The organism is Sphingopyxis sp. H073 (assembly GCF_001468395.1).
Lineage (GTDB): Bacteria > Pseudomonadota > Alphaproteobacteria > Sphingomonadales > Sphingomonadaceae > Sphingopyxis.
Genome location: NZ_LNSG01000006.1, coordinates 15,585 through 36,255 on the forward strand (window position 1 = coordinate 15,585; position 20,671 = coordinate 36,255).

The 20,671-nt window shown below is 67.2% G+C and carries 24 protein-coding genes and 1 tRNA gene; 6 read left to right on the top strand and 19 right to left on the bottom strand.

All coding sequences use genetic code 11. The annotated features are described in order from the left end of the window. Positions 1 to 18: 18 nt before the first annotated feature. From ATE64_RS12585 to ATE64_RS21700, 3 genes are read right to left on the bottom strand one after another with little or no spacing between them, the layout of a single operon-like run. Complete coding sequence (locus ATE64_RS12585) at positions 19 to 897, bottom strand: transposase (RefSeq protein ID WP_156416508.1); 879 nt, start codon at positions 895 to 897, stop codon at positions 19 to 21. Beyond that, the gene (locus ATE64_RS12590) at positions 885 to 1,865 is read right to left on the bottom strand and encodes a HEAT repeat domain-containing protein (protein WP_058457124.1); all 981 of its coding nucleotides are present in this window, start codon (positions 1,863 to 1,865) and stop codon (positions 885 to 887) included. The genes ATE64_RS12585 and ATE64_RS12590 overlap by 13 nt, the downstream gene beginning before the upstream one ends. A 51-nt stretch (positions 1,866 to 1,916) precedes the next feature. Then, a complete protein-coding gene (locus ATE64_RS21700; RefSeq protein WP_156416509.1) occupies positions 1,917 to 2,063 on the bottom strand; it encodes a hypothetical protein in 147 nt (48 codons plus the stop codon). A 173-nt stretch (positions 2,064 to 2,236) separates the two neighbouring features. On the opposite strand from ATE64_RS21700, the gene ATE64_RS12595 reads away from it, so the two are divergent. Beyond that, complete coding sequence (locus ATE64_RS12595; RefSeq protein ID WP_058457123.1) at positions 2,237 to 3,190, top strand: beta-propeller fold lactonase family protein; 954 nt, start codon at positions 2,237 to 2,239, stop codon at positions 3,188 to 3,190. Between the two features lie 6 nt (positions 3,191 to 3,196). Here ATE64_RS12595 and ATE64_RS12600 read toward each other — a convergent pair whose 3' ends face one another. From ATE64_RS12600 to ATE64_RS12610, 3 genes are read right to left on the bottom strand one after another with little or no spacing between them, the layout of a single operon-like run. Then, complete coding sequence (locus tag ATE64_RS12600; RefSeq protein ID WP_058457122.1) at positions 3,197 to 3,601, bottom strand: hypothetical protein; 405 nt, start codon at positions 3,599 to 3,601, stop codon at positions 3,197 to 3,199. Next, positions 3,577 to 4,392: a DUF1295 domain-containing protein gene (locus ATE64_RS12605; protein WP_058457121.1), complete on the bottom strand. Its 816-nt coding sequence runs from the start codon at positions 4,390 to 4,392 to the stop codon at positions 3,577 to 3,579. The genes ATE64_RS12600 and ATE64_RS12605 overlap by 25 nt, the downstream gene beginning before the upstream one ends. Positions 4,393 to 4,403: 11 nt before the next feature. Then, positions 4,404 to 5,021 carry a lysophospholipid acyltransferase family protein gene (locus tag ATE64_RS12610; RefSeq protein ID WP_082657646.1) on the bottom strand — a complete coding sequence of 206 codons (618 nt, stop codon included), beginning with the start codon at positions 5,019 to 5,021 and terminating at the stop codon, positions 4,404 to 4,406. A gap of 106 nt (positions 5,022 to 5,127) precedes the next feature. Here ATE64_RS12610 and ATE64_RS12615 point away from each other — a divergent pair, with 106 nt between their 5' ends. Further along, complete coding sequence (locus tag ATE64_RS12615; protein ID WP_058457120.1) at positions 5,128 to 6,540, top strand: M20/M25/M40 family metallo-hydrolase; 1,413 nt, start codon at positions 5,128 to 5,130, stop codon at positions 6,538 to 6,540. Here the strand turns inward: ATE64_RS12615 and ATE64_RS12620 are convergent. Continuing rightward, entirely contained in the window at positions 6,537 to 7,355 is an 819-nt protein-coding gene (locus ATE64_RS12620) for a ferredoxin--NADP reductase (RefSeq protein WP_058457119.1), read from the bottom strand. The genes ATE64_RS12615 and ATE64_RS12620 overlap by 4 nt on opposite strands. Positions 7,356 to 7,780: 425 nt before the next feature. Between ATE64_RS12620 and ATE64_RS12630 the strand changes: the two genes are divergently transcribed. Then, entirely contained in the window at positions 7,781 to 8,755 is a 975-nt protein-coding gene (locus tag ATE64_RS12630) for a toll/interleukin-1 receptor domain-containing protein (protein ID WP_058800378.1), read from the top strand. A gap of 1 nt (position 8,756) precedes the next feature. After that, positions 8,757 to 9,671 (top strand): hypothetical protein, encoded by a 915-nt coding sequence (locus tag ATE64_RS12635; protein WP_058457116.1) that lies wholly within the window; start codon positions 8,757 to 8,759, stop codon positions 9,669 to 9,671. Here ATE64_RS12635 and ATE64_RS12640 read toward each other — a convergent pair. The 9 genes from ATE64_RS12640 to ATE64_RS12680 all read right to left on the bottom strand — a co-directional run bounded on the left by ATE64_RS12640 (position 9,668) and on the right by ATE64_RS12680 (position 16,418). Beyond that, entirely contained in the window at positions 9,668 to 10,660 is a 993-nt protein-coding gene (locus tag ATE64_RS12640) for a PhoH family protein (RefSeq protein WP_240481998.1), read from the bottom strand. The genes ATE64_RS12635 and ATE64_RS12640 overlap by 4 nt on opposite strands. Before the next feature lie 125 nt (positions 10,661 to 10,785). After that, positions 10,786 to 12,126, bottom strand: coding sequence for a tRNA (N6-isopentenyl adenosine(37)-C2)-methylthiotransferase MiaB (gene miaB / locus ATE64_RS12645; protein ID WP_058457140.1), 1,341 nt, complete (start codon positions 12,124 to 12,126; stop codon positions 10,786 to 10,788). Between the two features lie 49 nt (positions 12,127 to 12,175). Further along, the gene (locus ATE64_RS12650; RefSeq protein ID WP_058457114.1) at positions 12,176 to 13,063 is read right to left on the bottom strand and encodes a lysophospholipid acyltransferase family protein; all 888 of its coding nucleotides are present in this window, start codon (positions 13,061 to 13,063) and stop codon (positions 12,176 to 12,178) included. Next, positions 13,035 to 13,457, bottom strand: a complete 423-nt coding sequence (locus ATE64_RS12655) for a Fur family transcriptional regulator (RefSeq protein WP_058457113.1) — start codon at positions 13,455 to 13,457, stop codon at positions 13,035 to 13,037. The genes ATE64_RS12650 and ATE64_RS12655 overlap by 29 nt, the downstream gene beginning before the upstream one ends. A 123-nt stretch (positions 13,458 to 13,580) precedes the next feature. Beyond that, on the bottom strand, positions 13,581 to 14,012 hold the full coding sequence (locus tag ATE64_RS12660) for a MucR family transcriptional regulator (RefSeq protein WP_058457112.1): 432 nt from the start codon (positions 14,010 to 14,012) through the stop codon (positions 13,581 to 13,583). 135 nt (positions 14,013 to 14,147) lie between these two features. Continuing rightward, positions 14,148 to 14,609, bottom strand: a complete 462-nt coding sequence (locus ATE64_RS12665; RefSeq protein WP_058457111.1) for a GNAT family N-acetyltransferase — start codon at positions 14,607 to 14,609, stop codon at positions 14,148 to 14,150. Beyond that, the gene (gene tsaB / locus ATE64_RS12670) at positions 14,606 to 15,232 is read right to left on the bottom strand and encodes a tRNA (adenosine(37)-N6)-threonylcarbamoyltransferase complex dimerization subunit type 1 TsaB (protein WP_231729077.1); all 627 of its coding nucleotides are present in this window, start codon (positions 15,230 to 15,232) and stop codon (positions 14,606 to 14,608) included. Before tsaB ends, ATE64_RS12665 begins: the two co-directional genes overlap by 4 nt. Next, on the bottom strand, positions 15,225 to 15,818 hold the full coding sequence (locus tag ATE64_RS12675; protein ID WP_058457109.1) for a malonic semialdehyde reductase: 594 nt from the start codon (positions 15,816 to 15,818) through the stop codon (positions 15,225 to 15,227). The genes tsaB and ATE64_RS12675 overlap by 8 nt, the downstream gene beginning before the upstream one ends. A 21-nt stretch (positions 15,819 to 15,839) precedes the next feature. Beyond that, complete coding sequence (locus ATE64_RS12680) at positions 15,840 to 16,418, bottom strand: NifU family protein (RefSeq protein ID WP_058457108.1); 579 nt, start codon at positions 16,416 to 16,418, stop codon at positions 15,840 to 15,842. Positions 16,419 to 16,481: 63 nt separating this feature from the next. Between ATE64_RS12680 and ATE64_RS12685 the strand changes: the two genes are divergently transcribed. Together ATE64_RS12685 and ATE64_RS12690 are read left to right on the top strand one after the other, a co-directional pair. Continuing rightward, positions 16,482 to 17,354, top strand: a complete 873-nt coding sequence (locus ATE64_RS12685) for a hypothetical protein (protein ID WP_058457107.1) — start codon at positions 16,482 to 16,484, stop codon at positions 17,352 to 17,354. Positions 17,355 to 17,372: 18 nt separating this feature from the next. After that, positions 17,373 to 17,448: transfer RNA gene (locus ATE64_RS12690), tRNA-Thr, on the top strand. 5 nt (positions 17,449 to 17,453) lie between these two features. On the opposite strand, the gene ATE64_RS12695 is transcribed toward ATE64_RS12690, so the two are convergent. The 3 genes from ATE64_RS12695 to ATE64_RS12705 are packed head-to-tail and all read right to left on the bottom strand — an operon-like array spanning position 17,454 to position 20,616. Further along, the gene (locus tag ATE64_RS12695) at positions 17,454 to 18,545 is read right to left on the bottom strand and encodes an alpha/beta fold hydrolase (protein WP_058457106.1); all 1,092 of its coding nucleotides are present in this window, start codon (positions 18,543 to 18,545) and stop codon (positions 17,454 to 17,456) included. Between the two features lie 14 nt (positions 18,546 to 18,559). Next, positions 18,560 to 19,264, bottom strand: coding sequence for a histidine utilization repressor (gene hutC / locus ATE64_RS12700; protein ID WP_058457105.1), 705 nt, complete (start codon positions 19,262 to 19,264; stop codon positions 18,560 to 18,562). Beyond that, on the bottom strand, positions 19,261 to 20,616 hold the full coding sequence (locus tag ATE64_RS12705) for a formimidoylglutamate deiminase (RefSeq protein ID WP_058457104.1): 1,356 nt from the start codon (positions 20,614 to 20,616) through the stop codon (positions 19,261 to 19,263). Before ATE64_RS12705 ends, hutC begins: the two co-directional genes overlap by 4 nt. Positions 20,617 to 20,671 lie beyond the last annotated feature (55 nt).

Consider the following 20,671-nt stretch of genomic DNA (forward strand, 5'->3'; position numbering starts at 1 on the left):
CGCTGTCAGCAGGCTTGGCTATCGCGTGAGCCAGCGAACGCAATCTTCGCGGACACGCGCGTCGGGATCGGCCAAACCGCACTCCAATATAGCCTCGCGATCATCCGCCACCGCCGCCAGCGCGGCGATCGCGTTTGCACGCACTCTCGGCACCGGGTGGGCTTTCACGAAATGCTCGGCGATGTCCTTGGCGTTGTCGGTCAGGTGGACGGCGCAGCGGAGGAGCATTTCGGTGGGGGTCAGGGTCGGGCGCCGCGCGATCGTGCCGGCTTCGAGATCGACGATATATTGGTCGCGCCAGGGGATATGCTCGCCCTCGTCCATGATGTTGAGGCTGACCGAGAGGCTTTCCGGCGGGAGCTGGCTGTGGACATCGCGGTGGGCGCGGTAGAGCATCATCTTGCCTTCGCCGAGGGCGCTGCGCTCGACGAAGCGGAGGTTCAGCGGCTCGCCGACGCGGCCGTCGACGGCTTCGGCATTATAATCATAATAGTCGCTGACATAGCCGGGGCCCGAGTAGCCGGTGGTCAGGAAGTGGAAATTATGGTCGTGCGGCAGGCCGTAGGCGAAGGCTGCGGGGCCGCTCGCCGCGTACACCGCGTCGCTCGCGGCGGGCCAGAGATTGGCGCGGAGGAAATGCCCGCGCGGGCTGCGGTGGAGGAGGAAGACCTGCGCCGAATAGCGGTTCGCGGCGAGCTGGTCGGTGTAGCTCGCCTTGAGCGCGTCGATGATGCGATCGGCGAGGAAGCTGCGGTTGCGCTGGAGCCCGGCGAGGAGGGCGGCGCAGCGCGCGACGCTGGCCTCGTCGCCGAGGTCGACGCCGCTTTCGTCGAGGCGGGCGGCGATTTCATCGAGGTCGAGCTCGGGACCGGCGGGGGGATCGATCAGGCGGGGCATGGGTCGGCCTTGGCTGGCGGGTAGAGCGCGAGGGTTGCCGTGGCAGCGCGGCGGACCTCGGGGTGCGGATCATCGGCCGCCATATCGGCGAGATGCGGGTGCGCCGCGGCGGGTTCGAGCGCGACGAACTCGCGCATCGCGGACCAGCGCGCCGCAAAATCCTCGCTGCGGGTCTCGGCGGCGAAGAGCGGCGCGGCGTCGCGGCGGCCGAGGTGGCGGAGCAGGGCCAGCGCCATCTGGCGGAAACTGCTGTCGCGGCGCGCGGAGGCGGCGCGGACGAGCTGGCCGCTCGCGATGTCGTAGCTGCGCACCGGAAGCGGCGACGGCGGCTGGACCGCGAGTTCGAGGAGCAGCACGTCGCGGTGCGCATCCGACAGGGTGAAGGCGGTCTGCGCGGTGTCGAGCGTCCAGACCTCATCCGCCGCGACGGCGCGCGGCGGGTCGCTGTGGCAGCGCGACGCCGCGGCGACGATGAATGCCCCCGCCACCTCGCCCGGCGTCAGCGCGACATGGTGGAAGCGGACCTTGGCGCCGCCGTCGGCAAGGATGCGGACCGCCGACCGGCCGGGAATGAAGAGCGCCTTCGTCGGCGCAGCGAAGTGCGCGGGCTGGATTTGCAACGTCAGGCGGATCGCGCCGCGTTCGGCGAGGATGAGCCCGCCGGCCGCCTCTTCCCCGCCGACGACCCGCATCGGAACGCGCGCGAAAGGATCAGCGGCGGCCAGCGCCAACCCCGCGTCGAGGCGTTCGACCAGCCAGCCGGTATCGGCGAGCCAGGGCGTCAGAGCCGCGACGGCTTCGTCGGGCGACGCCCCAGCGGCGGAATCGATCGCAGCGACCAGGCCGCCGGGCGACGCATCTTCGGCCCGCCAGCGCGCATCGAGTTCGGCCGTCGCGGCGCGAAGACGTTGGCGGCGCAATGCGTCTGCGCGCGGGTAATGGTCGTGACGGGACGGCTGGGCGGTCATCGGCTGCTCCGGCAAGGGTGCGGGCGGCGCGATGGGCCGCCCGCGTCCCGATCAATCGTGGATGATCATGATCACGGTCACGCCGACCTCGAACACCGAGGCGTTCGCCGAGGTGCTGTCTCCAGCGAACGATCCGAAAAGCCCGACATGGGTGTCGAGCAAAGGTAGGGCGTCGATGTCGATGGCGGGTACGTCCATATGAGGCTCCTGTGCGGGACGGCGGCGAGAGGTGCCGCCGGTGACGGGCTAGGAAAGGGCGCGGCGCGCGCACAGTTAACTTCTCGTAATTCCTCCCATGTCGCTGGTCGAAGCGCGGTTGCCCGATGGGCAGCGCCGCTTAGGGTGCGACGATCGAAACGGAGAGAAAAGCCATGCGCCGTACGATTGCCGCCACCCTTGGCATGTTGATGATGGCACCGTCGATTGCCGCCGCCGAGACCCTGCTCGTCGGCAACAAGGGCGAGGACACGTTGAGCCTGATCGCGCTCGATAGCGGCGCCGAGCTGGCGCGGGTGCCGACCGGCAAGATGCCGCACGAGATTGCGGTCTCACCCGACGGGAAGCAGGCGGCGGTCGTGGCCTATGGTGCGACGACGATCGACATCGTCGACATTGCGAAGCGAGTGAAGCTGCGGACGATCGACCTCAGCCCGAACCAGCGGCCGCACGGCCTGCTGTGGCTCAGTGACGGGCGACTCGTGGCAACGGCCGAGGGGAGCCAGTCGGTCGCGGTGATCGCGCCGGGTGGGACGGTGACGTCGATCGCGACAGGACAACAGGGCACGCACATGATCGTCGTCGCGCCCGACAATCGCACCGCCTACACCGCCAATATCGCGTCGGGGACGGTGAGCGTGCTCGACCTCGCCGCGGGCAAGAAGCTGCGCGACCTCGCCGTGGGCGGCAAGCCCGAGGGATTGTCGCTGACGAAGGGCGGGCGCGAGCTGTGGGTCGGCGACCTGTCGGCGCCGCGCGTGCAGGTGTGGGATACGGTGAAGGGCGAGAAGATCACCGAACTGGCGGTCGATCCGGTCGCGATCCGCGTGCTGGCGAGCCCCGACGGCAAATGGGTCGCGACGAGCAATATCGGCAAGGGCACGATCAGCCTGTTCGACGCCGAAACGCGCGCGCCTGTAAAGGTGATCGCGGTGTCGGAAGGCGATGCGGCGCGGCAGGTTACCTTGCTGTGGAGCCGCGATTCAAAGCGGCTCTACGCGGCCGAAACGGGGGTCGACAAGGTCGCGGAGATTGATGTCGCTACGGGAAAGGTGCTGCGGCGGATCGCGGCAGGGACGAATGGCGACGGACTGGCGATCGCGCCCTGACCTTTTCTAGCGCCGCTCCCAAAAGTCGAACACCGCCTGTTGCTGCTCGCGGATGAAACGCGCCGCGGCGGCGCCTTCCCATGGCCCGTCATAGCCGAGGAGCAGCGCGGTGCCGCCAACCCACCAGCCCTGCCCTGGCAGCCGGTCGCTCTCGCGCACCACCAGCACGGCGAGGTCGGGCTCGCCGTCGATCGCGCAAAGCCGGTCGACCTCTTCGAGCGTGCGGCAGACCGCGCGCATCTTGGGGCGCGTGAAGCGGAAACCGAGGTCGCCGAGCAGTTCGGAATAGCTGACGCTGCGTCCCTCGCGTGCAGCCTCGGTCAGGATCGCGCGGATCCGCGGCGCATCGCCGAGTGCGCCGACGTCCGCCGCGCTTTCGGCGGCACCTAGGCCCCGGTCTTTGGCGGCCATGGAAGGAAGCCCGAGGTGCGCTGGACATAGTCGGCATAGCCGGGGCGGCTCTTGTGCAGCTCCCGCTCGAGCAGCGCCTTGCCCGACCAGCGGGTGAGCGTGAAGGTGAGGAAGATCGGGCCGATGACGGTGGCGAGCGCGATGCCCCAGCCCATGTCGGCGGCGATCAGCCACAGCCCCCACCAGGTCAGCGCATCGCCGAAATAATTGGGGTGGCGCGTGTAGCGCCAGAGCCCGGTATCGAGCACGCGGCCCTTGTTCGCCGGATCGCGGCGGAAGGCGTTCAGTTGCGCGTCGCCGATGCTCTCGAACGCGATTCCCGCGAGCGCGATCGCGGCGCCCGCCCAGGCGAGCGGGCCGGCCGCATGGCTCATCGTCGCGCTCGCCCAGATGCCGAGCTGCGCGGGCAGACAGGTGATGAAAAGCAAGGGCGCCTGCATCAGGAATACCATCACCAGCGCCGCGACGGGCCAGTTCCAGCCGCGCTGCTTCATGACGCCGCCCAAAATCTTCGCATAGCGCGGATCCTCGCCATGCGCGCGCCAGCGCAGGAACAGATGGATCGCAAGCCGCAGCCCCCAGAGCGTCACGAGCCCGAGGAGCAACTGTGCATGCACGCCCTCGACGCCGACCTGCAACGCGCTGCCCCATGCGAGCAGCACCATGCCGAACGCCCAGAAGGCGTCGATGAACGAGACGTCGCGGATCGCGACGGCGATGCCCCACAGGATCAGGATCACCGCAATCAGCCCGGCAAAATTGAGACCGAGCAGCGTCAGCCCTTCGCTCATCGGTGCGCTCCTTATGCCTCGTCGCTTCCCAATATATCGTCGATCGAACGCACCGCGCGCTCGGGGAATTTCGGGATACATCCCTTATAGACGTCGAACACCTTCATCATGTCGGCGCGAAAGTCGCCCGTCGGCCAGATCAGCGGCCCGAGCCCGCCGGTCTTGCTGCCATAATCCATCAGCCCGACGACCATCGGGACCTTGGCCGCCATCGCGATCTGGTAAAAGCCGGTGCGCCATTTCTTCGCCTTGCCGCGCGTCCCTTCGGGCGCGACGGTCAGCATGAATTCGGCGCGGCGCGCAAATTCGTCGGCCATCTGCTGAACGACGTTGCTCGCATGGCGGCGGTCGACGGGCACGCCCCCCATCTGTTTCATGAAGCCGCCGATCGGCCATCGGAACAGCGACAGCTTGCCCATGAAATGCGGGCGCACGCCCAGGTCGGCGGTGAGCCCCAGATAATTCACGAAATCCCAGTTGCTGGTATGCGGCGCGGCGATGATGATGAAGCGCCGGGGCTCGGGAACCTCGCCCACCGCCTTCCAGCCGCGCAGCCGGTAGAGCAGCAGCAGCAGGCGCCGCACGGCGCGCGCCACCAGTCCCGGCGGATCGTCTTCGATGCTCGTCAAAATTCTCTCCCTGCCCCGCACTTGCGCGAAAGCCGCGCCCCGCGCAAGCGGCTTGCGGGCCGCGCTGCTTTCTGCTCCCTTCGCCTCGACAGGGGAGACGAGCCGCATGAAAACGCTGACCGCATTGCTGACCTCCATGCTGCTGGTTGCGGCACCCGCCGCGGCGAAGGAGGCGCCGCCGCGCCCCGACCAGATCGCCTTCCGCGACATCTATAAGGAACTCGTCGAAACCAACACGACACTGTCGTCGGGCAGTTGCACGCTCGCCGCGCAGCGGATGCTCAAACGCTTTCAGGCGGCGGAGTTTCCGGGCGACCAGCTCATCCTGTTCATGGAAGAAGGGCACCGCGAGGAAGGCGGGCTCGCGGTCGTATATCCGGGCACGAACCCGAAGGCGAAAGCGATCCTGCTCGTCGCGCACATCGACGTCGTCGAGGCGAAGCGCGAGGATTGGGAGCGCGATCCCTTCACGCTGATCGAGGAGGACGGCTATTTCTATGGCCGCGGCACGTTGGACGACAAGGCGCAGGCGGCGGTGTGGGTCGATACGCTGCTGCGTTTCAAGAAAGAGGGCTACAAGCCGAAGCGCACCGTGAAGCTCGCGCTCACCTGCGGCGAGGAGACCAATGGCGCGTTCAACGGGGTCGAGTGGCTCGCCGCGAACAAGCGCGACCTGATCGACGCCGAATTCGCGCTGAACGAAGGCGGCGGCGGCGACAGCGACGGCAAGGGGAAAGTGCTCGGCCAGTCGGTGCAGGTCGGCGAGAAGACCTTCGCCAACTTCCGCCTCGAAACGCGCAACCCCGGCGGGCACAGTTCGGTGCCGGTGCGCGACAATGCGATCTACCAGCTCGCGCGAGCGCTGACGAAGATCGACGAACATGAATTTCCGGTCGAAATGACCGACACGACGCGGCGCTTCTTCACCGAGGCCGGGGCCGCCCGCGGCGACGCGATCGGCGCGGCGATGGTCGCGCTGGCGAAGAACCCGGCGGACAAGACCGCCGAGGCGGTCGTCAACACCGACCGCTTCCTGCACGGCAATATCCGCACCACCTGCGTCGCGACCTTGCTCGATGGCGGCCATGCGCCGAACGCGCTGCCGCAGCGCGCCGGGGCGAACGTCAATTGCCGCATCTTCCCCGGCCACAGCATCGAGAGCATTCGCGACGAGCTGATGAGGGTGATCGGCGATCCCGGCGTCACGATCACGCAGCTGCCGCCGAAGCGCCCCACCCCGCCGCAGCCGCCGCTCGATCCCAAGATCATCGGACCGATGGAAAAGCTGGTCGCGAAGTACTGGCCGGGGCTGAAGGTCATCCCGTCGATGGCGAACGGCTATACCGACGCGACCTTCCTCGGCGCCGCGGGCATCCCGACCTATGGCATTCCCGGCATCTGGGGCGATCCCGACGGCAATGGCGTCCACGGGCTCAACGAGCGGATCGAGGTGAAATCGCTCTATGTCGGGCGCGACTTCATGTTCGACCTGGTGAAGGCCTATGCCAGCAAGCCCTAACCGACGAAAGCGCGTTCGATCACGAAGTCGCCGGGCGCGGCGTTCGATCCTTCCTTGAAGCCGAGCGCGGCGAAGCGCGCCTGCAGGTCGCGGATCATCGCCATGCTGCCGCACATCATGATGCGGTCGCTTGCCGGGTCGAAATGATGCGGGCCGGTCAAAGGCGGGCCGAACAGCCGGGCATTGTCGATCAGCGCGTCGATACGGCCTTCGTTGCGGAAGGGCTGGCGCGTCACGGTCGGCAGATAGTGGAACTGCAGCAACGCCTGATCCCGCACCAGCGGATCGCCCGCGAGCTGGCTTTCGAGCTCTTCGCGGAAGGCGAGGTCGCTGACCTGCCGGACACAATGGACGAGCACGATCTGGCTGAAACGGTCGTAAATGTCGGGATCGCGTGCGAGGCTGAGGAAGGGCGCGAGGCCGGTGCCGGTCGCGAGCAGGAAAAGCCGCTTGCCGGGCAGCAGCGCATCGGCGACGAGCGTACCCGTCGGCTTGCGGCCGAGATAGACGGGGTCGCCGGGCTGGATCTTCTGCAACCGCGAGGTCAACGGGCCGTCGGGCACCTTGATCGACAGAAATTCGAGCTCGTCCGACCAGGCGGGGCTGGCGATCGAATAGGCGCGCAGCAGCGGCCGCCCCTCGCCGCCCGGCAGGCCGATCATCACGAACTCACCCGAGCGGAAGCGGAAACTCGCCGGGCGGCTGATCGAGAAGCTGAACAGATGGTCGTTCCAGTGGCGGAGGCGCAGCACCTCCTCGACAGTCAGCGAGGCGGAGGGGGCCAGCTTGGCGGCGGCGGCGATACGGTCACTCATCACTTTGAACTTTCCTGACAGGTCATGGCACCGGCCGCGAGGACCGGCATGTCGAACCCCGCCGCGATCAACCGGCGGGCCCTGGTTTCCATCGCCTTCGCGATCGGGCCGACGCTGTCACCGTCGGCGAGCAGCGCGCGTGTCGCGCATGCCCGGGCACCCTCCCCAAGCGAAAACCGGTGCCCGAGTCCAAGCAGAATTGCTTGATCCTCTGAAATCTGGAGGCATGGCATCGGCGCGAGCGCGAGTTGCCGGACCGCGCCGTGGGCGGGCTTATATGTTATTGCGAGGTATTTGCAATAACAAGGCGTCACGCGTTGAAATTCCGATGTGGCGGCGCTGCAGGAGATCGGGGCGGCCGCGAAACTCGGCGATTGCCCCGCCCTCCCCCGCGCGGCATGATGGCGGCAGGGGGACAGGGACCGATGCCGGCGCAGGTGTTCATCAGCTATTCGTCAAAAGACCGGACGATCGCGAACATGCTGTGCGCGCTGCTCGAGGAACGCGGGCATCGCTGCTGGATCGCGCCGCGCGATATCGTGCCCGGGACGTCGTGGGGCGAGGCGATCATCGATGCGCTCAAATCCTCGACCCTCTTTGTCCTCGTCTTCTCGCGCCACGCCAATGAGTCGCCGCAGATATTGCGCGAGGTCGAGCGCGCGGTGCACCTTGGCCTGCCGATCCTCCCCTTCCGCATCGAGGATGTGATGCCCGAACGCAGCCTCGAATATTTCATGAGCGTGCCGCACTGGTTCGACGCGCTGTCGCCGCCGGTCGAGGATCATGTCGACAAGCTGGCCGACGTTGTCGCGATGCTGATCGCGGGGCCGAAGACCGGCTATGTCCCCGGCAAGCCGCGCGGGGCGAAGCGGCTGTCGTGGAACAACGGGCTGGTGCGCGCGGTCGCGGGCGGGGCGGCGCTCGCGGTGTTGCTGCTCGCCGCGTGGCTCGGGGGGCTGGCGCCGCCCGCCTCGCCGGTCGGCTGGATCGCGGCGTTGCTTGCGCTCGCGATCCCGGCCGGCGTCGCCGGGAGTGGCCAGGTGACATGGTGGACGACGCGCGCCATGCGGGGGGCACTGCTTGCCCTGCTGCTCGTCGCAGCGGGCGTCTATGGCTGGGCGTCGTCGTCCTATGTCATCGCGGGCGAGCAGGGCGCGCCGCTGGTGCGTGGCACCGAATGCACGCTGGATGCGAAGCTGGTGTATGAAAGCGAATGCCCCGACCTGCCGTCGGACGCGCTCGCCGACGCCGCCTATGATCCGGCGACGCTGTGGACCGCGGCGTCGATCGGGCGCGTGAAATGGATGCTGGGGGGAAGCTGGGGGTTGATCGCCGCAGCCGCCAGCCTGCTCGTGACGGGCTGGCTGGGCGGGCCGCGGCGGCTGAAACAGGAGGGTTGAGATGCGCAGGATCCGGATGCTGATGCTGGTCGCGGCGCTCGCGTCGCCGGTCGCGGCTGGCGCGAAGGAGCCGATCGGCGCGGCGGGGCTCAAGGCGATCGAAGCGAAGGTGCCGCCGCAAGGCTGGTATCCCGACGGCTATTACGACATCCGCATCGCCGCGGAGGGGCAGATTGCCGATTTCCCGCGCGACACTCTGACGATGGACTGGGGCGACGGCCAGCCGCCCTATTATGACGTGATCGACTGCAACGCCGAATATGTCAGCCTCGACGAGACCGACCCGCTGACCGCGCGCTATGGCGGGGTGGCACTCGAGGTCGCGCGGCTGCGCGCCGAGTTCGAGCGGATGAAATATCCCGTCGCGGTCTATGCCGAACCCCTGCTGGCGTTCGAAAAAGCGATGATCGAGGATGCGAAGGCCGCGCCCGAACCGATGAGCGAGGCGGACATCGCCGCCGCCGATGCCGCGATGGAAGCCGATGTGTCGGATGCGGCGGCAGAGCCCGCCGACGGGGGCGGTTTTGAAAACGATCCCTATTACCGGCTCGCCCAGGCGGTCGAGGCGAACCGCGCGCGGCTCGCGCCGAAACTGCCGAAGGTCGTCGCCGACGGCGGCTGCGGCGCGGGTGAAGGCAATCCGGTGGTCGTCCGCACCAGCCCGCCGCAGGGCGAGGTGCTGATGATCAACGCCTTCGCCTTCAAGGTTTGCACGCGCAAGAAGCCCGATCCGTGGGACCGTTTCGCGTGCAAGTGGAACGAGATAGAGACCGGCGTCGACCAGACGCTGTCGGGCCGGTACGTCTATCAGGTCAAATGGCCCGATGGCACGGTGCGCAAGGGGACGCGCGAAATCGCGCCGAGCTATGACGACGAACCGAAGGTTACGGTCACCTTCAAGAAGACGGGAAGCTAGCTTCCCGGCCCTTCGTAAGCCTCAACGATCCGCCCGACGATCGGGTGGCGGACGACGTCGGCGCTGGTAAAACGGCTGACATTGATCCCTTCCAGCCCTTCGAGCCGCGCCACGGCGTCGGCAAGACCGGAGGTTGCGGGCACCGGCAAGTCGACCTGTTTCGGGTCGCCGCAGATCACCATGCGGCTGTTCATGCCGAAACGCGTCAGGAACATCTTCATCTGCGGTATCGTCGTGTTCTGCGCCTCGTCGAGGATGATGAAGGCGTCTGCCAGCGTCCGGCCGCGCATGAAGGCGAGCGGCGCGATCTCGATCTCTCCGCTCGCGATGCGGCGCTCGACCTGTTCGGCGGGCAGGCAGTCGTGGAGTGCGTCGTAGAGCGGGCGCAGATAGGGATCGACCTTTTCCTTCATGTCACCGGGCAGGAAGCCGAGCTTCTCGCCCGCCTCGACCGCCGGGCGCGAGAGGATCAGCCGTTGGACGCTACCGGTAATGAGCTGCGCGACCGCCTGCGCGACCGCGAGATAGGTCTTGCCGGTGCCCGCCGGGCCCAGTGCGAAGATCACGTCGTCGCGCGCCAGCGCATGCATATAGGGAACCTGCGAAGGCGCGCGCGGCACGATCGTCTTCTTGCGCGTGCGGATCATCACCGTCGGCGCTTCGCTGACGTCATGGCGGATGATGCCCGCCAGCGTCGGCTGCGCGGACATCGCGATCACCGCGTCGACCAGCCCCGCGTCGGCCTCTTCGCCGCGCTCGATCCGGCCATAAAGTTCGGTCAGCACGTCGCGCGCCCGCGCCGCCGCTTCCGCCTCGCCTTCGATCTGCACGCGGTTGCCGCGCGCCGAGATATAGACGCCCAGCCGGTTCTCGATCGCGACGAGGTTACGGTCGAACTCCCCGAACAAAATGCCCAACAGCTGCGTTCGCTCGAATTCCGCGGTCAGTTTGACACGGTCGCCGGGTTCGGCGGGGGGGGCGGCAGTCAGGGGGCGTTTCGACACGTGGGCAGGTCTCCTTCAAAGGATGGCACAACTCTACTCCCGCGAGGGCGGGAGTCCATCACCGATGCTCTCGAAATTCGACGGACGGAGCAGAAAACTCCGCGGCCCATTCAGGCGACCGCTTCGACCAGCGGCTCGGCGCCGAGGCTGTTAGGGCCGGCCGAGGTGATCCGCACGTCGACCATGTCGCCGATCGCGAGCCCCGGCGCGGTGACGTGCACCGACTGGAGCCAGGGCGACTTGCCGATGAGCTGGCCGTCATGCTTGCCCTTGCGTTCGAGGAGCAGGCGCGTCGTGCGGCCGACGGTCGCCTGATTGAACGCCTGCTGCTGTTCGTTGAGCAGGGCCTGCAGGCGCTGGAGGCGGTCGTTCATCACGACTTCGTCGATCTGGTCGCCCATCGTCGCGGCGGGCGTGCCGGGACGGCGCGAATATTTGAAGCTGTACGCCATCGCGTAATTGGTCGCGCGAACGATATCGAGCGTCGCGAGGAAATCCGCTTCGTTCTCGCCGGGAAAGCCGACGATGAAGTCGCCCGAGATCGCGATGTCGGGGCGCACGGTGCGGACGCGTTCGATGACCTTCAGATAGCTTTCGACCGAATGGCTGCGATTCATCGCGGCGAGGATGCGGTCGCTGCCCGCCTGCACCGGCAGGTGGAGGAAGGGCATCAGCTTCTCGACCTCGCCATGCGCGGCGATCAGCCCGTCGGTCATGTCGTTGGGATGGCTGGTGGTGTAGCGGATGCGTTCGAGCCCGTCCTCGCGCGCGAGTTCGCGGATCAGGCCGTCGAGGCCGATTGCCCGGCCCTTCGCGTCTTCCCCGTCCCACGCATTGACGTTCTGGCCGAGCAAGGTGATCTCACGCACCCCGCCCGCGACCAGGGCGCGCGCCTCGGCGATCAGGTCCACGAAAGGCCGGCTGATCTCGGCGCCCCGCGTATAGGGCACGACACAATAGGTGCAGAATTTGTCGCAGCCTTCCTGCACGGTCAGGAAGGCGGTGGGGCGCTGGCCGCCGGCGCGTTTCGGCAGCGCGCCGAACTTGCTCTCGAGCGGCATGTCGAGGTCGATCGCCTTCTCTCCCCGCTCGGCGCGTGCGATCAGCTCGGGCAGGCGGTGATAGGCCTGCGGGCCAACGACGACATCGACGCTCGGCGCCCGGCGCGCGATCTCGGCGCCCTCGGCCTGCGCGACGCAGCCCGCGACCGCGATCGTCGGCGTGCTGCCGTCCTCGCGCTTCAGCCGCCCGATATCCGAATAGACTTTTTCCGCCGCCTTTTCGCGGATGTGGCAGGTGTTGAGCACGACGAGATCGGCATCGGCGCCGTCGGCCGCGGGCACATAGCCCTCGGCGCCCAGCACCTCGGCCATGCGTTCGCCGTCATAGACGTTCATCTGGCAGCCGAAGGATTTGACGTGGAACGTCTTTGCGGGAGGGGTAGCGGTCATGCGGCCCCGATAGAGGAAGGAGCCGCGGAAATGAAGGGGATTCGACCCGTCATCCGTCGCCTTCCGGCGTTGCCGGCTGGTAGCGCACCGGCGCGACATGATGCGGAAAGGACCGGAGCGGCTTGCCCAGCGCGCCGACCAGCGCCGCCTCGATCCGGCGCCGCGCCTCCGCGGTGATCGCCTTGCGACCGGGGAAGTCGCGCGGGTGGAAGGGCTCGAGGAAATGGATGTGGAGGCGGAAGGTGCCGGGCCGGGCGAGGATACGCTTGGCGTTGTCGATCCCCTGCTCGACCCCGATCCAGCCGATCCATTCGGCAATCGGACCATAGTCGAGCATTACCGGCTGGACGAGCACCGCGGGCGGCGGCGGATCGAGCACCTGCATCATCGAGGTCTTGAACGGCAACAACGACTGGCCATCGGTCGTCGTCCCTTCGGGAAAGACCGTCACCGACCAGTTGTCGGCCAGCGCCTCGCGGAGCAGGTTGATCTGGTCGGCAACCCCGCCGCGATCCTCGCGGCTGACGAAAACGGTGCGGTTGAGGCGGCAGAGCCGGCCGATGACCGGCACCCTCCCCAGTTCGGCCTTGGCGACGAAGGCAGTTCCGCTCGCGCCCGCGAGCGCGAGGATATCGACCCAGCTCACATGGTTCGAGATGAAGAAGACATCGCGGCGCAGCGGCGTCCCGTGCGTGGTCACGCGCGCACCGACGATCCATGCGGCGAGGAACAGGAACAGTTTCGGGAACGGCGAGCCGTAGCGGAAGATGCGATAGAGATAGTGGAGCGGCACCAGCACCAGCAGCGCGAGCACGAGCAACAGCACCCGCCAGAGGATGCGCGCCTTCCCCCTCAGCGAAATCGGTGCCGGATACCCTGCCGCGATCGCGGCGCGCTGTTCGGCCGGGTCAGTCCTTGCGGTCGAGCCGGACGCCATAAAGCTCCATACGATGGTCGACGAGGCGATAGCCCAGCCGCTCGGCGATGACGCGCTGCAATGCCTCGAGCTCGGGATCGACGAATTCGATGACCTTGCCGGTCTCGACATCGATCAGATGGTCGTGGTGCGCCTCGGGCGCCGCTTCGTAGCGCGAGCGGCCGTCGCCGAAATCGTGGCGGTCGAGAATCCCGGCCTCCTCGAACAGGCGCACGGTGCGATAGACGGTCGCGATCGAGATGCCGCTGTCGATCTTCGACGCGCGCTCATAGAGCGTCTCGACGTCGGGATGATCCTCCGAATCCGAAATCACGCGCGCGATGACGCGCCGCTGCTCGGTGATACGAAGCCCCTTTTCGTGGCACAATGCTTCAAGGTCGATAGTACCGGTCATGCGGGCCTTTCCTGCCGGGCGCAGTCGCTTCTGTTCTTTCGCCAACTGTATAGGCACGCACCGCAAATAGAACAAGGCGGCACCCGCCGGTCCCGCCCCGCCTGATTGCAAAAAGCGACCGGATCAGGGCTTGCGGCGCTTGCGTCCGCCACCCCGCCCCTTGGTGCCGAGGCCGATTTCCTTTGCCAGCGCGCGGCGCCGTTCGGCATAGTCGGGCGCGACCATCGGATAGTCGGCCGCCAGGCCCCATTTGGCGCGATAGTCGTCGGGGGTCATGCCATAATGCGTCATCAGGTGGCGGCGCAGCATCTTCAGCTTCTTGCCGTCCTCGAGGCAGACGATGTGATCGGGTTTCACCGACGCGCGGATCGACACCGCGGGAACGGGCTTTTCCTCGACGACGGGCTGGTTGCCGAGGTTCGACAGCGCCGCATGGACATTGTTGATCAGCAGGGCGAGGTCCGAAATGGCGACGCTGTTATTGCTGACATGCGCAGCAACAATATCGGCAGTCAACGTCACGAGCATTTCATTGGCATCTGCTTGATCCGACATGATCGCAATTTCCTTATCTGCTACCCCAAAAGAGAAGGTTGCCGAATATTGGGCCTTATCTTCGGCAATAGCCGATTCATGCCATTATGGTTATAATTCCGCAATCACCGATTTGCGGCTTATATCGTTGGACTGTCAGGTTCGCCGCATCGTGATCGCATCGCGCACCACGCCATCGCTGCCGCGGTAATATTGGGGCCGACGTCCGCACTCGGTAAAACCGGTGCGGGCGTATAAATGCACGGCATCATTGTCGGCGCGCATTTCGAGGAAATAGTCGTCGGCGCCCTGTTCTTTTGCCCACGCAAGCCAATCGTCGATCAGCCGCTTGCCGATCCCCTGCCCGCGCCGGGCCGGATCGACCGCGAGCAACAGCAACTCGCTCTCCGGTCCCGCGACGCGTGCCGCCGAAAAGCCGCAGGGCGTGTCGCCATCCCACGCGACCGCGACGCGCGCGGACGGGAGGGCAAAGAGGGTGAGGAGTTGCGCGGTGCTCCACGCCTCGCCATAGGCGGGGTCGAACGCCGCCTCCATCACGCGCATCACCGCGGTAATATCGCCGACGCGGGCGGGCGCAAGGCGGATGGCGCGGCTCATGCCGAAGTCATCGGCTTGGCGTCGGGCGCGCGGCCGTAGATCGGGCTCGGTTCGGCGAACAGCGCCCGCGTCGGCAGGCGGACGAAGGCGCGCGCGTCGGGCAGCGCGGAAACGGCGGTTCCCAAGCCGCGGCGCTCAACGAAGGCTGCGGCGCGGTTGCCGACGATGAGTGTATCGCCCTCGCGCACCGCCTCGTCGGGGAGGAGCGAACGGAGATCGCCCTGCGGCGCGAGGTCGGCACCGAAGCGCTGGACGAACCATTGCCCATGGCCGCCCTCCATCACCACCAGCGCGCCGCCCGCTGCGGCGATATCGTCGGCCGCGGCGGCCGCGACCAGCGCAAGGCTCGAAAAACCGTGCGCGGGCACCTGCCATCCAAGGGCAAGCGCGCGCGCCGCCGCGACGCCGATGCGCACGCCGGCGAAGCTTCCCGGACCGCAACCGACCGCGATCGAAGTCGCACGCCCGCCGTCCGCCAGCTCGGCAATCAGCGGGACAAGCCGCTCGGCATGGCCGCGGCCCAATAGCTCGTGGCGAAAATCGACGACGACGCCGTCATCGACCAGCGCGACCGAACAGGCCTCGCTGGCGCTGTCGATGACGAGGCATCGGCCGTCAGGCAATGCGGTTGAAGCGCTCAAAATCGGGGCGCGGGCTGCGCTCGAAGATGCTCGCGGGATCGCCATAGCCGAGCGTCGAGATGAAATTGCTCTTCACTTTGGGCGTATCGACGAAGAAGGCCGCGTCGACCGCTTCATTGTTGAAGCCCGACATCGGCCCGGTGTCGAGCCCGAGCGCACGCGCCGCGAGGATGAAATAGGCGCCCTGCAGGCTAGAGTTGCGGAAGGCGGTGGTCTGCGCGAGCGCTTCATTGCCGACAAACCAGCTCCGCGCATCGGTGTGCGGAAAGAGTTCGGGCAGATGCTCGTAGAATTCGGTGTCCATCGCGATGATCGCGGTGACCGGCGCTTTCAGGATCTTTTCGGCGTTCGCCGGCATGGCGAGCGCGGCGAGCTTTTCCTTCGCTTGCACGGACACGCACCAGACGATCCGCGCCGGGAGGGCGTTGGCGCTGGTCGGGCCATATTTCACCAGATCCCAGATCGCGCGCAGCTGGTCTTCGGATACCGGCTTTTCGAGAAAGCCATTATAGGTGCGCGCGGCACGGAAAAGCTGGTCGAGGGCGCTGTCGGGAAGCGGCTCGCTCATCGGCTTGATCTCCTGAAACAGTTAGACGGCGTGAACCGCCGTTACCTCCGGCACATAATGTTTCAAGAGCGATTCGATGCCGTTTTTGAGCGTCGCCGTCGACGACGGGCAGCCGGCGCACGCGCCCTGCATCTTCAGATAGACATTGCCCTTGTCGAAACCGCGATAGATGATGTCGCCGCCATCGTTCGCGACCGCGGGGCGGACGCGCGTCTCGATGAGTTCCTTGATCTGGTCGATGATGTCGGCGTCGGCCGGATCGTCGGCGAACCCGCCCTCATCCTCGCCCGGGACGCTGAAACCAGCGGCGCTCGCCGGGTGGAACAGCGGCATGTCGGCAAGGAAATGGTCCATCACGATGCCGAGCACGTCGGGCTTCGCATCGGCCCATTCGGCGCCCGGCGCGATCGTCACCGAGATGAAATCGCGGCCGAAGAACACCCCCGTCACATCGCCGAGCGTGAACAGCGCGGTCGCCAGCGGCGAGGCCTCGGCCTCTTCGGGACTCGAAAAATCGCGCGTTCCCGTCTCCATCACCGCCCGGCCGGGAAGGAATTTGAGCGTCGCCGGATTGGGCGTCGATTCGGTTTCGATCAGCATGGGCCGCATGTGGGACGCAATGCGGCTTTGTGCAAGGTCGGTCGCGTCGGCTAGGAGAGCGTTATGCGCCGCTTCACCCATTTCGCCGCCATCGACTGGTCGGGCGCGCGCGGCGAGCGGCAGCGCGGGATCGCGCTGGCCGTGGCGAGCGGCGCGGGCGCGCCCGAACTCGTCCGCCCCGGGCATATCTGGTCGCGCGCCGAAATCCTCGGCTGGCTATTGGACGTCGCGGCGGCGGGGACCGACATGCTGATCGGTTTCGATTTTTCGGCTGCCTTCGCCTTTGCCGATCATGGCGCCTATTTCCCCGACTGGAGCGAAAGCCCCGCCGACCTGCCCGAGCTGTGGGCGCTGGTCGAGCAATTATGCGCCCGCGATCCGCATTTCGGGATCGACGGCTTCCTGTCTCATCCCGAGGCGCGGCGGCATTTCCGCCATGCGAAGGGCAACGTCGGCGACCTGTTCGAGGGCGGCGCGGGTCGGCTGCGCCGTGTCGAACGCCATCAGCGTGGCACGAAACAGGCGGCAAGCGTCAGCAACTTCAACCTCGTCGGCGCGGCGCAGGTCGGCAAGGCCAGCCTTGCGGGAATGCGCGTCCTGCACCGGCTGCACGAGCTACTGCCGCTCTGGCCGCTCGACCCGGTGCCCGCAGGCGGGCCACTGCTGGTCGAAATCTATACCAGCCTCGCCGCCCGCGCGTCGGGAATGGCGGCGGGACGGAGCAAGATCCGCGACGGCGCGGCACTCGACGCAGCGCTCGCCGCGCTGGGTTCGCGGCGGACCGGCCTCTCCGGCCCGGTCAGCGACCATGCCGCCGACGCGCTGCTCACGGCCGCGTGGCTGCGCGCGATCGCCGGCGACGCCGCGCCTTGGTCGCCCGCGCCGCTGTCGACCGCGCTCGCCGCAACCGAAGGCTGGACCTTCGGCATAATTTGACGCAAAGGGCCGGACAGCGCCGGCTTAGCTCAGTTGGTAGAGCAACCGCCTTGTAAGCGGTAGGTCGTCAGTTCGAGTCTGACAGCCGGCACCAGTCCCTCATCCCGCGATAGGCGGCAATCCGTCCATGATCGCCGTCAGCGCGAGAGCATTCTCCCGCTCCATCGCACTGTGCCCGGCGTTGGTGATGACGTAGGTCGCGGGTTCCGCCCCTACGCCGCGCAGCGCATCGACGAGGCGCGAGGCCTGCGTCAGCGGGCAGACCTGGTCGAACCGGCCATGGACGATATGCACCGGGATCGACGCAAGGATCGCGGCGTTGCCAAGCAGGTGGCCCGGCTCGATGAACAGGTTGTTCGCGAAATAATGCGCCTCGATCTGCGCGAAGCAGAGCGCGAAATCGGCATCGCCGAACTTTCCCGCGGCCGCATCTTCGGGGATCATGTTCGAGATCACCCCTTCCCACAGCGACCAGGTCAGCGCCGCGTGCAACTGCTTCGCGCGCTCCGCCTCGGTCGGCGGGACCATGTCGAAGATCGCCTTGTACGACGCCATCACGTCGGCGCGCTCTTCGACGGTCAGCACCGACAACAGCTCGCCCCACTCGTCGGGATAGCTGATATAAGCGCCGGGCGCGGTCAACGCGTGCGGCGCCTGATGCCAGGTTGCGGCATTGCCCTGATAGAGATAGAGAAGATCCTCCGACGCGCCGAGAAAGATGCCCCGCAGGATCAGGCTTGCGCAGTGCCCCGGAAATCCGATCGCATAGGCCATGGCGAGCGTCGAGCCCCAGCTGCCCCCGAAAACGTGCATCTTGCCGGAAATGCCCAGCGCATCGCGCAGTTTCTCGATATCGCCGATCAGGTCGGCGGTGGTGTTGTTGCGCAGCGCCGCCGCCGGGCCGGCCGCAGCGACATTGGGTTCGCTCTTGCCGCATCCGCGCTGGTCGAACAGGATCACGCGGTAGCGCGACAGATCGAAGAAGCGCGCCATATCGGGGGCGCATGCGCCGCCCGGCCCGCCATGCAGGAACATCACGGGTTCGCCATCGGCGGCGCCATAATCCTCCCAATAGATGCGGTGTCCCGCCTCGGCGTCGACCGCGAGCCAGCCGCTGCTGCGCGCTTCGGCCGCCGGATAGATCCAACCGTCGCCGATCTTGCTGCTGGTTTCGAGCCGCGAGAAATCCATGGTCTTGTCCTTCGTCAGGGGCGGAAGCGCGCGACAAGCGCATAGCGGTCGCCGGGATAAACCTGCCGCGCATAGGTGATGCGTTCCTCGCCGCGCCATGTCCAGCGTTCGAGCGCCATGCACGCCGCCCCCGCCGAAATCCCGAGCGCGACAAGCTCCTTGCCGCCCGCGTTGAACGCGGTGATCCGGTGCTCGGCCTCGGTCCAGGGAACGTGCGAGAGCAGCCACGACCCTGGCGGTTCGATAGCGAAATCGACCTCGGCGGCCTCGGGCACCGCGGCCAGGTTGATCAGGCGGCGTTCGAGCGCGTAGGCGCGGCCGCCGGCGTGGTGGCGGCATTCGAGCGCGAGGACCGAACCGCCGTCGATCTGAAGCAGGCGCTTGTCCTCTTCGCTCGCGGCGCGGATTTCGCGCCGGTCGAGGTCGAGACGATAGCTTTCGCCCTGCCCCGCCACCTCGTCGCGAATGTCGGGAATTTCGAGCGCGGCACGCTGGACGCGCGGATGCGAGACAAAGGTGCCCGCACGCCGCCGGCTTTCGATCAGCCCGGCCTCCATCAGCATCCGCAGTGCACGGTTCACCGTCATCCGCGAACAGCCGTAGGTCGCCATCAACTGATGTTCATAGGGGATGCGCGTCCCCGGCGCCCATTCGCCCGACATGATCCGCGCCTCGATATCGCGGCGGATACGCGCGTGGATGGCGCCGCTCTCGGTCATGCGAGCAGCTTGTCCATCGCAGCTCGATAGCGCGTGTCGATTGCCTCGCGCGCGACATGGCGCCCGCCCGCAACGCGCTTGACGCCGCCGCGCCAGACGCAATCGACAAGCCGCGCTCCGCCCCCGAAAATCCAGCTGTCGAGGATCGCGTCGCCGCTGCGCCCGGCGAATGTGGGATCGTCCGCCTTCAGGCTGACGATGTCCGCTGGCTCGCCGACGCCAAGCCCCGCCGACGGGTGCCCGAGCGCCTGCCCGCCGCCCGCAAGCGCGCCGCGATAAAGGCTGGCGCCGGTCGACTGTCCGGCACCGCCCGCGAGCAGGTTGCGCCCGCGATGCGCCAGGCGCTGGCCATATTCGAGCAGACGCAGCTCGGCAGCGGCGTCGATCTCGACGTTCGAATCCGACCCGACGCCGAAGCGTCCGCCCTCGGCGATGAATTCGCGCGCGGGAAACAGCCCGTCGCCGAGGTTCGCTTCGGTGATCGGGCAAAGGCCGACGACCGCGCCGCTCCCGACGACTGCACACCGTTCGGCTTCGCTGATGTGGGTCGCATGGACAAGGCACCAGTCGGGGCCGACGTCGGCGTGATCGAGCAGCCATTCGACCGGACGCGCGCCGCTCCACGCAAGGCAGGCCTCAACCTCGGGCAGTTGCTCGGCGATATGGATGTGGATCGGCGCGCCCGCCGCCATCGCCGCCACCTCGGCGAGTTCGCCGGCGGTCGCGGCGCGCAGGCTGTGCGGCGCGACGCCGACCACCGCGTCGTCCAGCCCCGCCACCGCGTCTCGGCATCCGTCCAGCAGCGCCCCGAACCCGCCGACATCGTTGATGAAGCGCCGCTGGCCATGCGTCGGCGCGCCGCCGCCGAAACCCGAATGGGCGTAGAAGACGGGAAGCAGCGTCAGCGCGATCCCGGTCTCTCCCGCCGCCGCCGCGATCGCCTGCGCCATCGTCGCGAGATCGCCATAGGGACGGCCGTCGGGGTCATGATGCAGATAGTGAAATTCGCCGACCCGGGCAAAGCCGCTCTCGAGCATCTCGGTATAGGCGAGCGCGGCGACGGCCTCCATCCCATCGGGATCGAGCCGGTCGACGAAGCGGTACATGACCTCGCGCCATGTCCAGAAACTGTCGTCGCCCGTCCCTGCGCGCTCGGCGAGACCGGCCATTCCGCGCTGGAAGGCGTGGCTGTGCAGATTGGGGAGCGCCGGCAGCAGGATCGCGTGGCGCTCGTCGCCCGGCGCGGCGTCCACTCCGATCTCGATCGAGGAAATGCGCCCGTTATCAAGGCTCAGGCGGATATTGTTCCGCCACCCTTCCGCCAACCATGCCTGCTCGCACCAAAGCGCCATCGCACATCCCATCTGGACATCGTACCGCGTCTTCCATTAATGTATATACATAATT

Bases quoted from the DNA above. Each gene is read 5' to 3' on its own strand.
- ATE64_RS12705 (WP_058457104.1), bottom strand. From the start codon at position 20,616: ATGGCGCTTTGGTGCGAGCAGGCATGGTTGGCGGAAGGGTGGCGGAAC.
- ATE64_RS12660 (WP_058457112.1), bottom strand. From the start codon at position 14,012: ATGTCGGATCAAGCAGATGCCAATGAAATGCTCGTGACGTTGACTGCC.
- ATE64_RS12595 (WP_058457123.1), top strand. From the start codon at position 2,237: ATGCGCCGTACGATTGCCGCCACCCTTGGCATGTTGATGATGGCACCG.
- ATE64_RS12695 (WP_058457106.1), bottom strand. From the start codon at position 18,545: ATGGATTTCTCGCGGCTCGAAACCAGCAGCAAGATCGGCGACGGTTGG.
- miaB (WP_058457140.1), bottom strand. From the start codon at position 12,126: ATGACCGCTACCCCTCCCGCAAAGACGTTCCACGTCAAATCCTTCGGC.
- ATE64_RS12650 (WP_058457114.1), bottom strand. From the start codon at position 13,063: ATGGCGTCCGGCTCGACCGCAAGGACTGACCCGGCCGAACAGCGCGCC.
- ATE64_RS12630 (WP_058800378.1), top strand. From the start codon at position 7,781: ATGCCGGCGCAGGTGTTCATCAGCTATTCGTCAAAAGACCGGACGATC.
- ATE64_RS12605 (WP_058457121.1), bottom strand. From the start codon at position 4,392: ATGAGCGAAGGGCTGACGCTGCTCGGTCTCAATTTTGCCGGGCTGATT.
- ATE64_RS12680 (WP_058457108.1), bottom strand. From the start codon at position 16,418: ATGCTGATCGAAACCGAATCGACGCCCAATCCGGCGACGCTCAAATTC.
- ATE64_RS12685 (WP_058457107.1), top strand. From the start codon at position 16,482: ATGCGCCGCTTCACCCATTTCGCCGCCATCGACTGGTCGGGCGCGCGC.
- ATE64_RS12665 (WP_058457111.1), bottom strand. From the start codon at position 14,609: ATGAGCCGCGCCATCCGCCTTGCGCCCGCCCGCGTCGGCGATATTACC.
- ATE64_RS12655 (WP_058457113.1), bottom strand. From the start codon at position 13,457: ATGACCGGTACTATCGACCTTGAAGCATTGTGCCACGAAAAGGGGCTT.
- ATE64_RS12620 (WP_058457119.1), bottom strand. From the start codon at position 7,355: ATGAGTGACCGTATCGCCGCCGCCGCCAAGCTGGCCCCCTCCGCCTCG.
- hutC (WP_058457105.1), bottom strand. From the start codon at position 19,264: ATGACCGAGAGCGGCGCCATCCACGCGCGTATCCGCCGCGATATCGAG.
- ATE64_RS12675 (WP_058457109.1), bottom strand. From the start codon at position 15,818: ATGAGCGAGCCGCTTCCCGACAGCGCCCTCGACCAGCTTTTCCGTGCC.
- ATE64_RS21700 (WP_156416509.1), bottom strand. From the start codon at position 2,063: ATGGACGTACCCGCCATCGACATCGACGCCCTACCTTTGCTCGACACC.
- ATE64_RS12585 (WP_156416508.1), bottom strand. From the start codon at position 897: ATGCCCCGCCTGATCGATCCCCCCGCCGGTCCCGAGCTCGACCTCGAT.
- ATE64_RS12635 (WP_058457116.1), top strand. From the start codon at position 8,757: ATGCGCAGGATCCGGATGCTGATGCTGGTCGCGGCGCTCGCGTCGCCG.
- ATE64_RS12615 (WP_058457120.1), top strand. From the start codon at position 5,128: ATGAAAACGCTGACCGCATTGCTGACCTCCATGCTGCTGGTTGCGGCA.
- ATE64_RS12600 (WP_058457122.1), bottom strand. From the start codon at position 3,601: ATGGCCGCCAAAGACCGGGGCCTAGGTGCCGCCGAAAGCGCGGCGGAC.
- ATE64_RS12590 (WP_058457124.1), bottom strand. From the start codon at position 1,865: ATGACCGCCCAGCCGTCCCGTCACGACCATTACCCGCGCGCAGACGCA.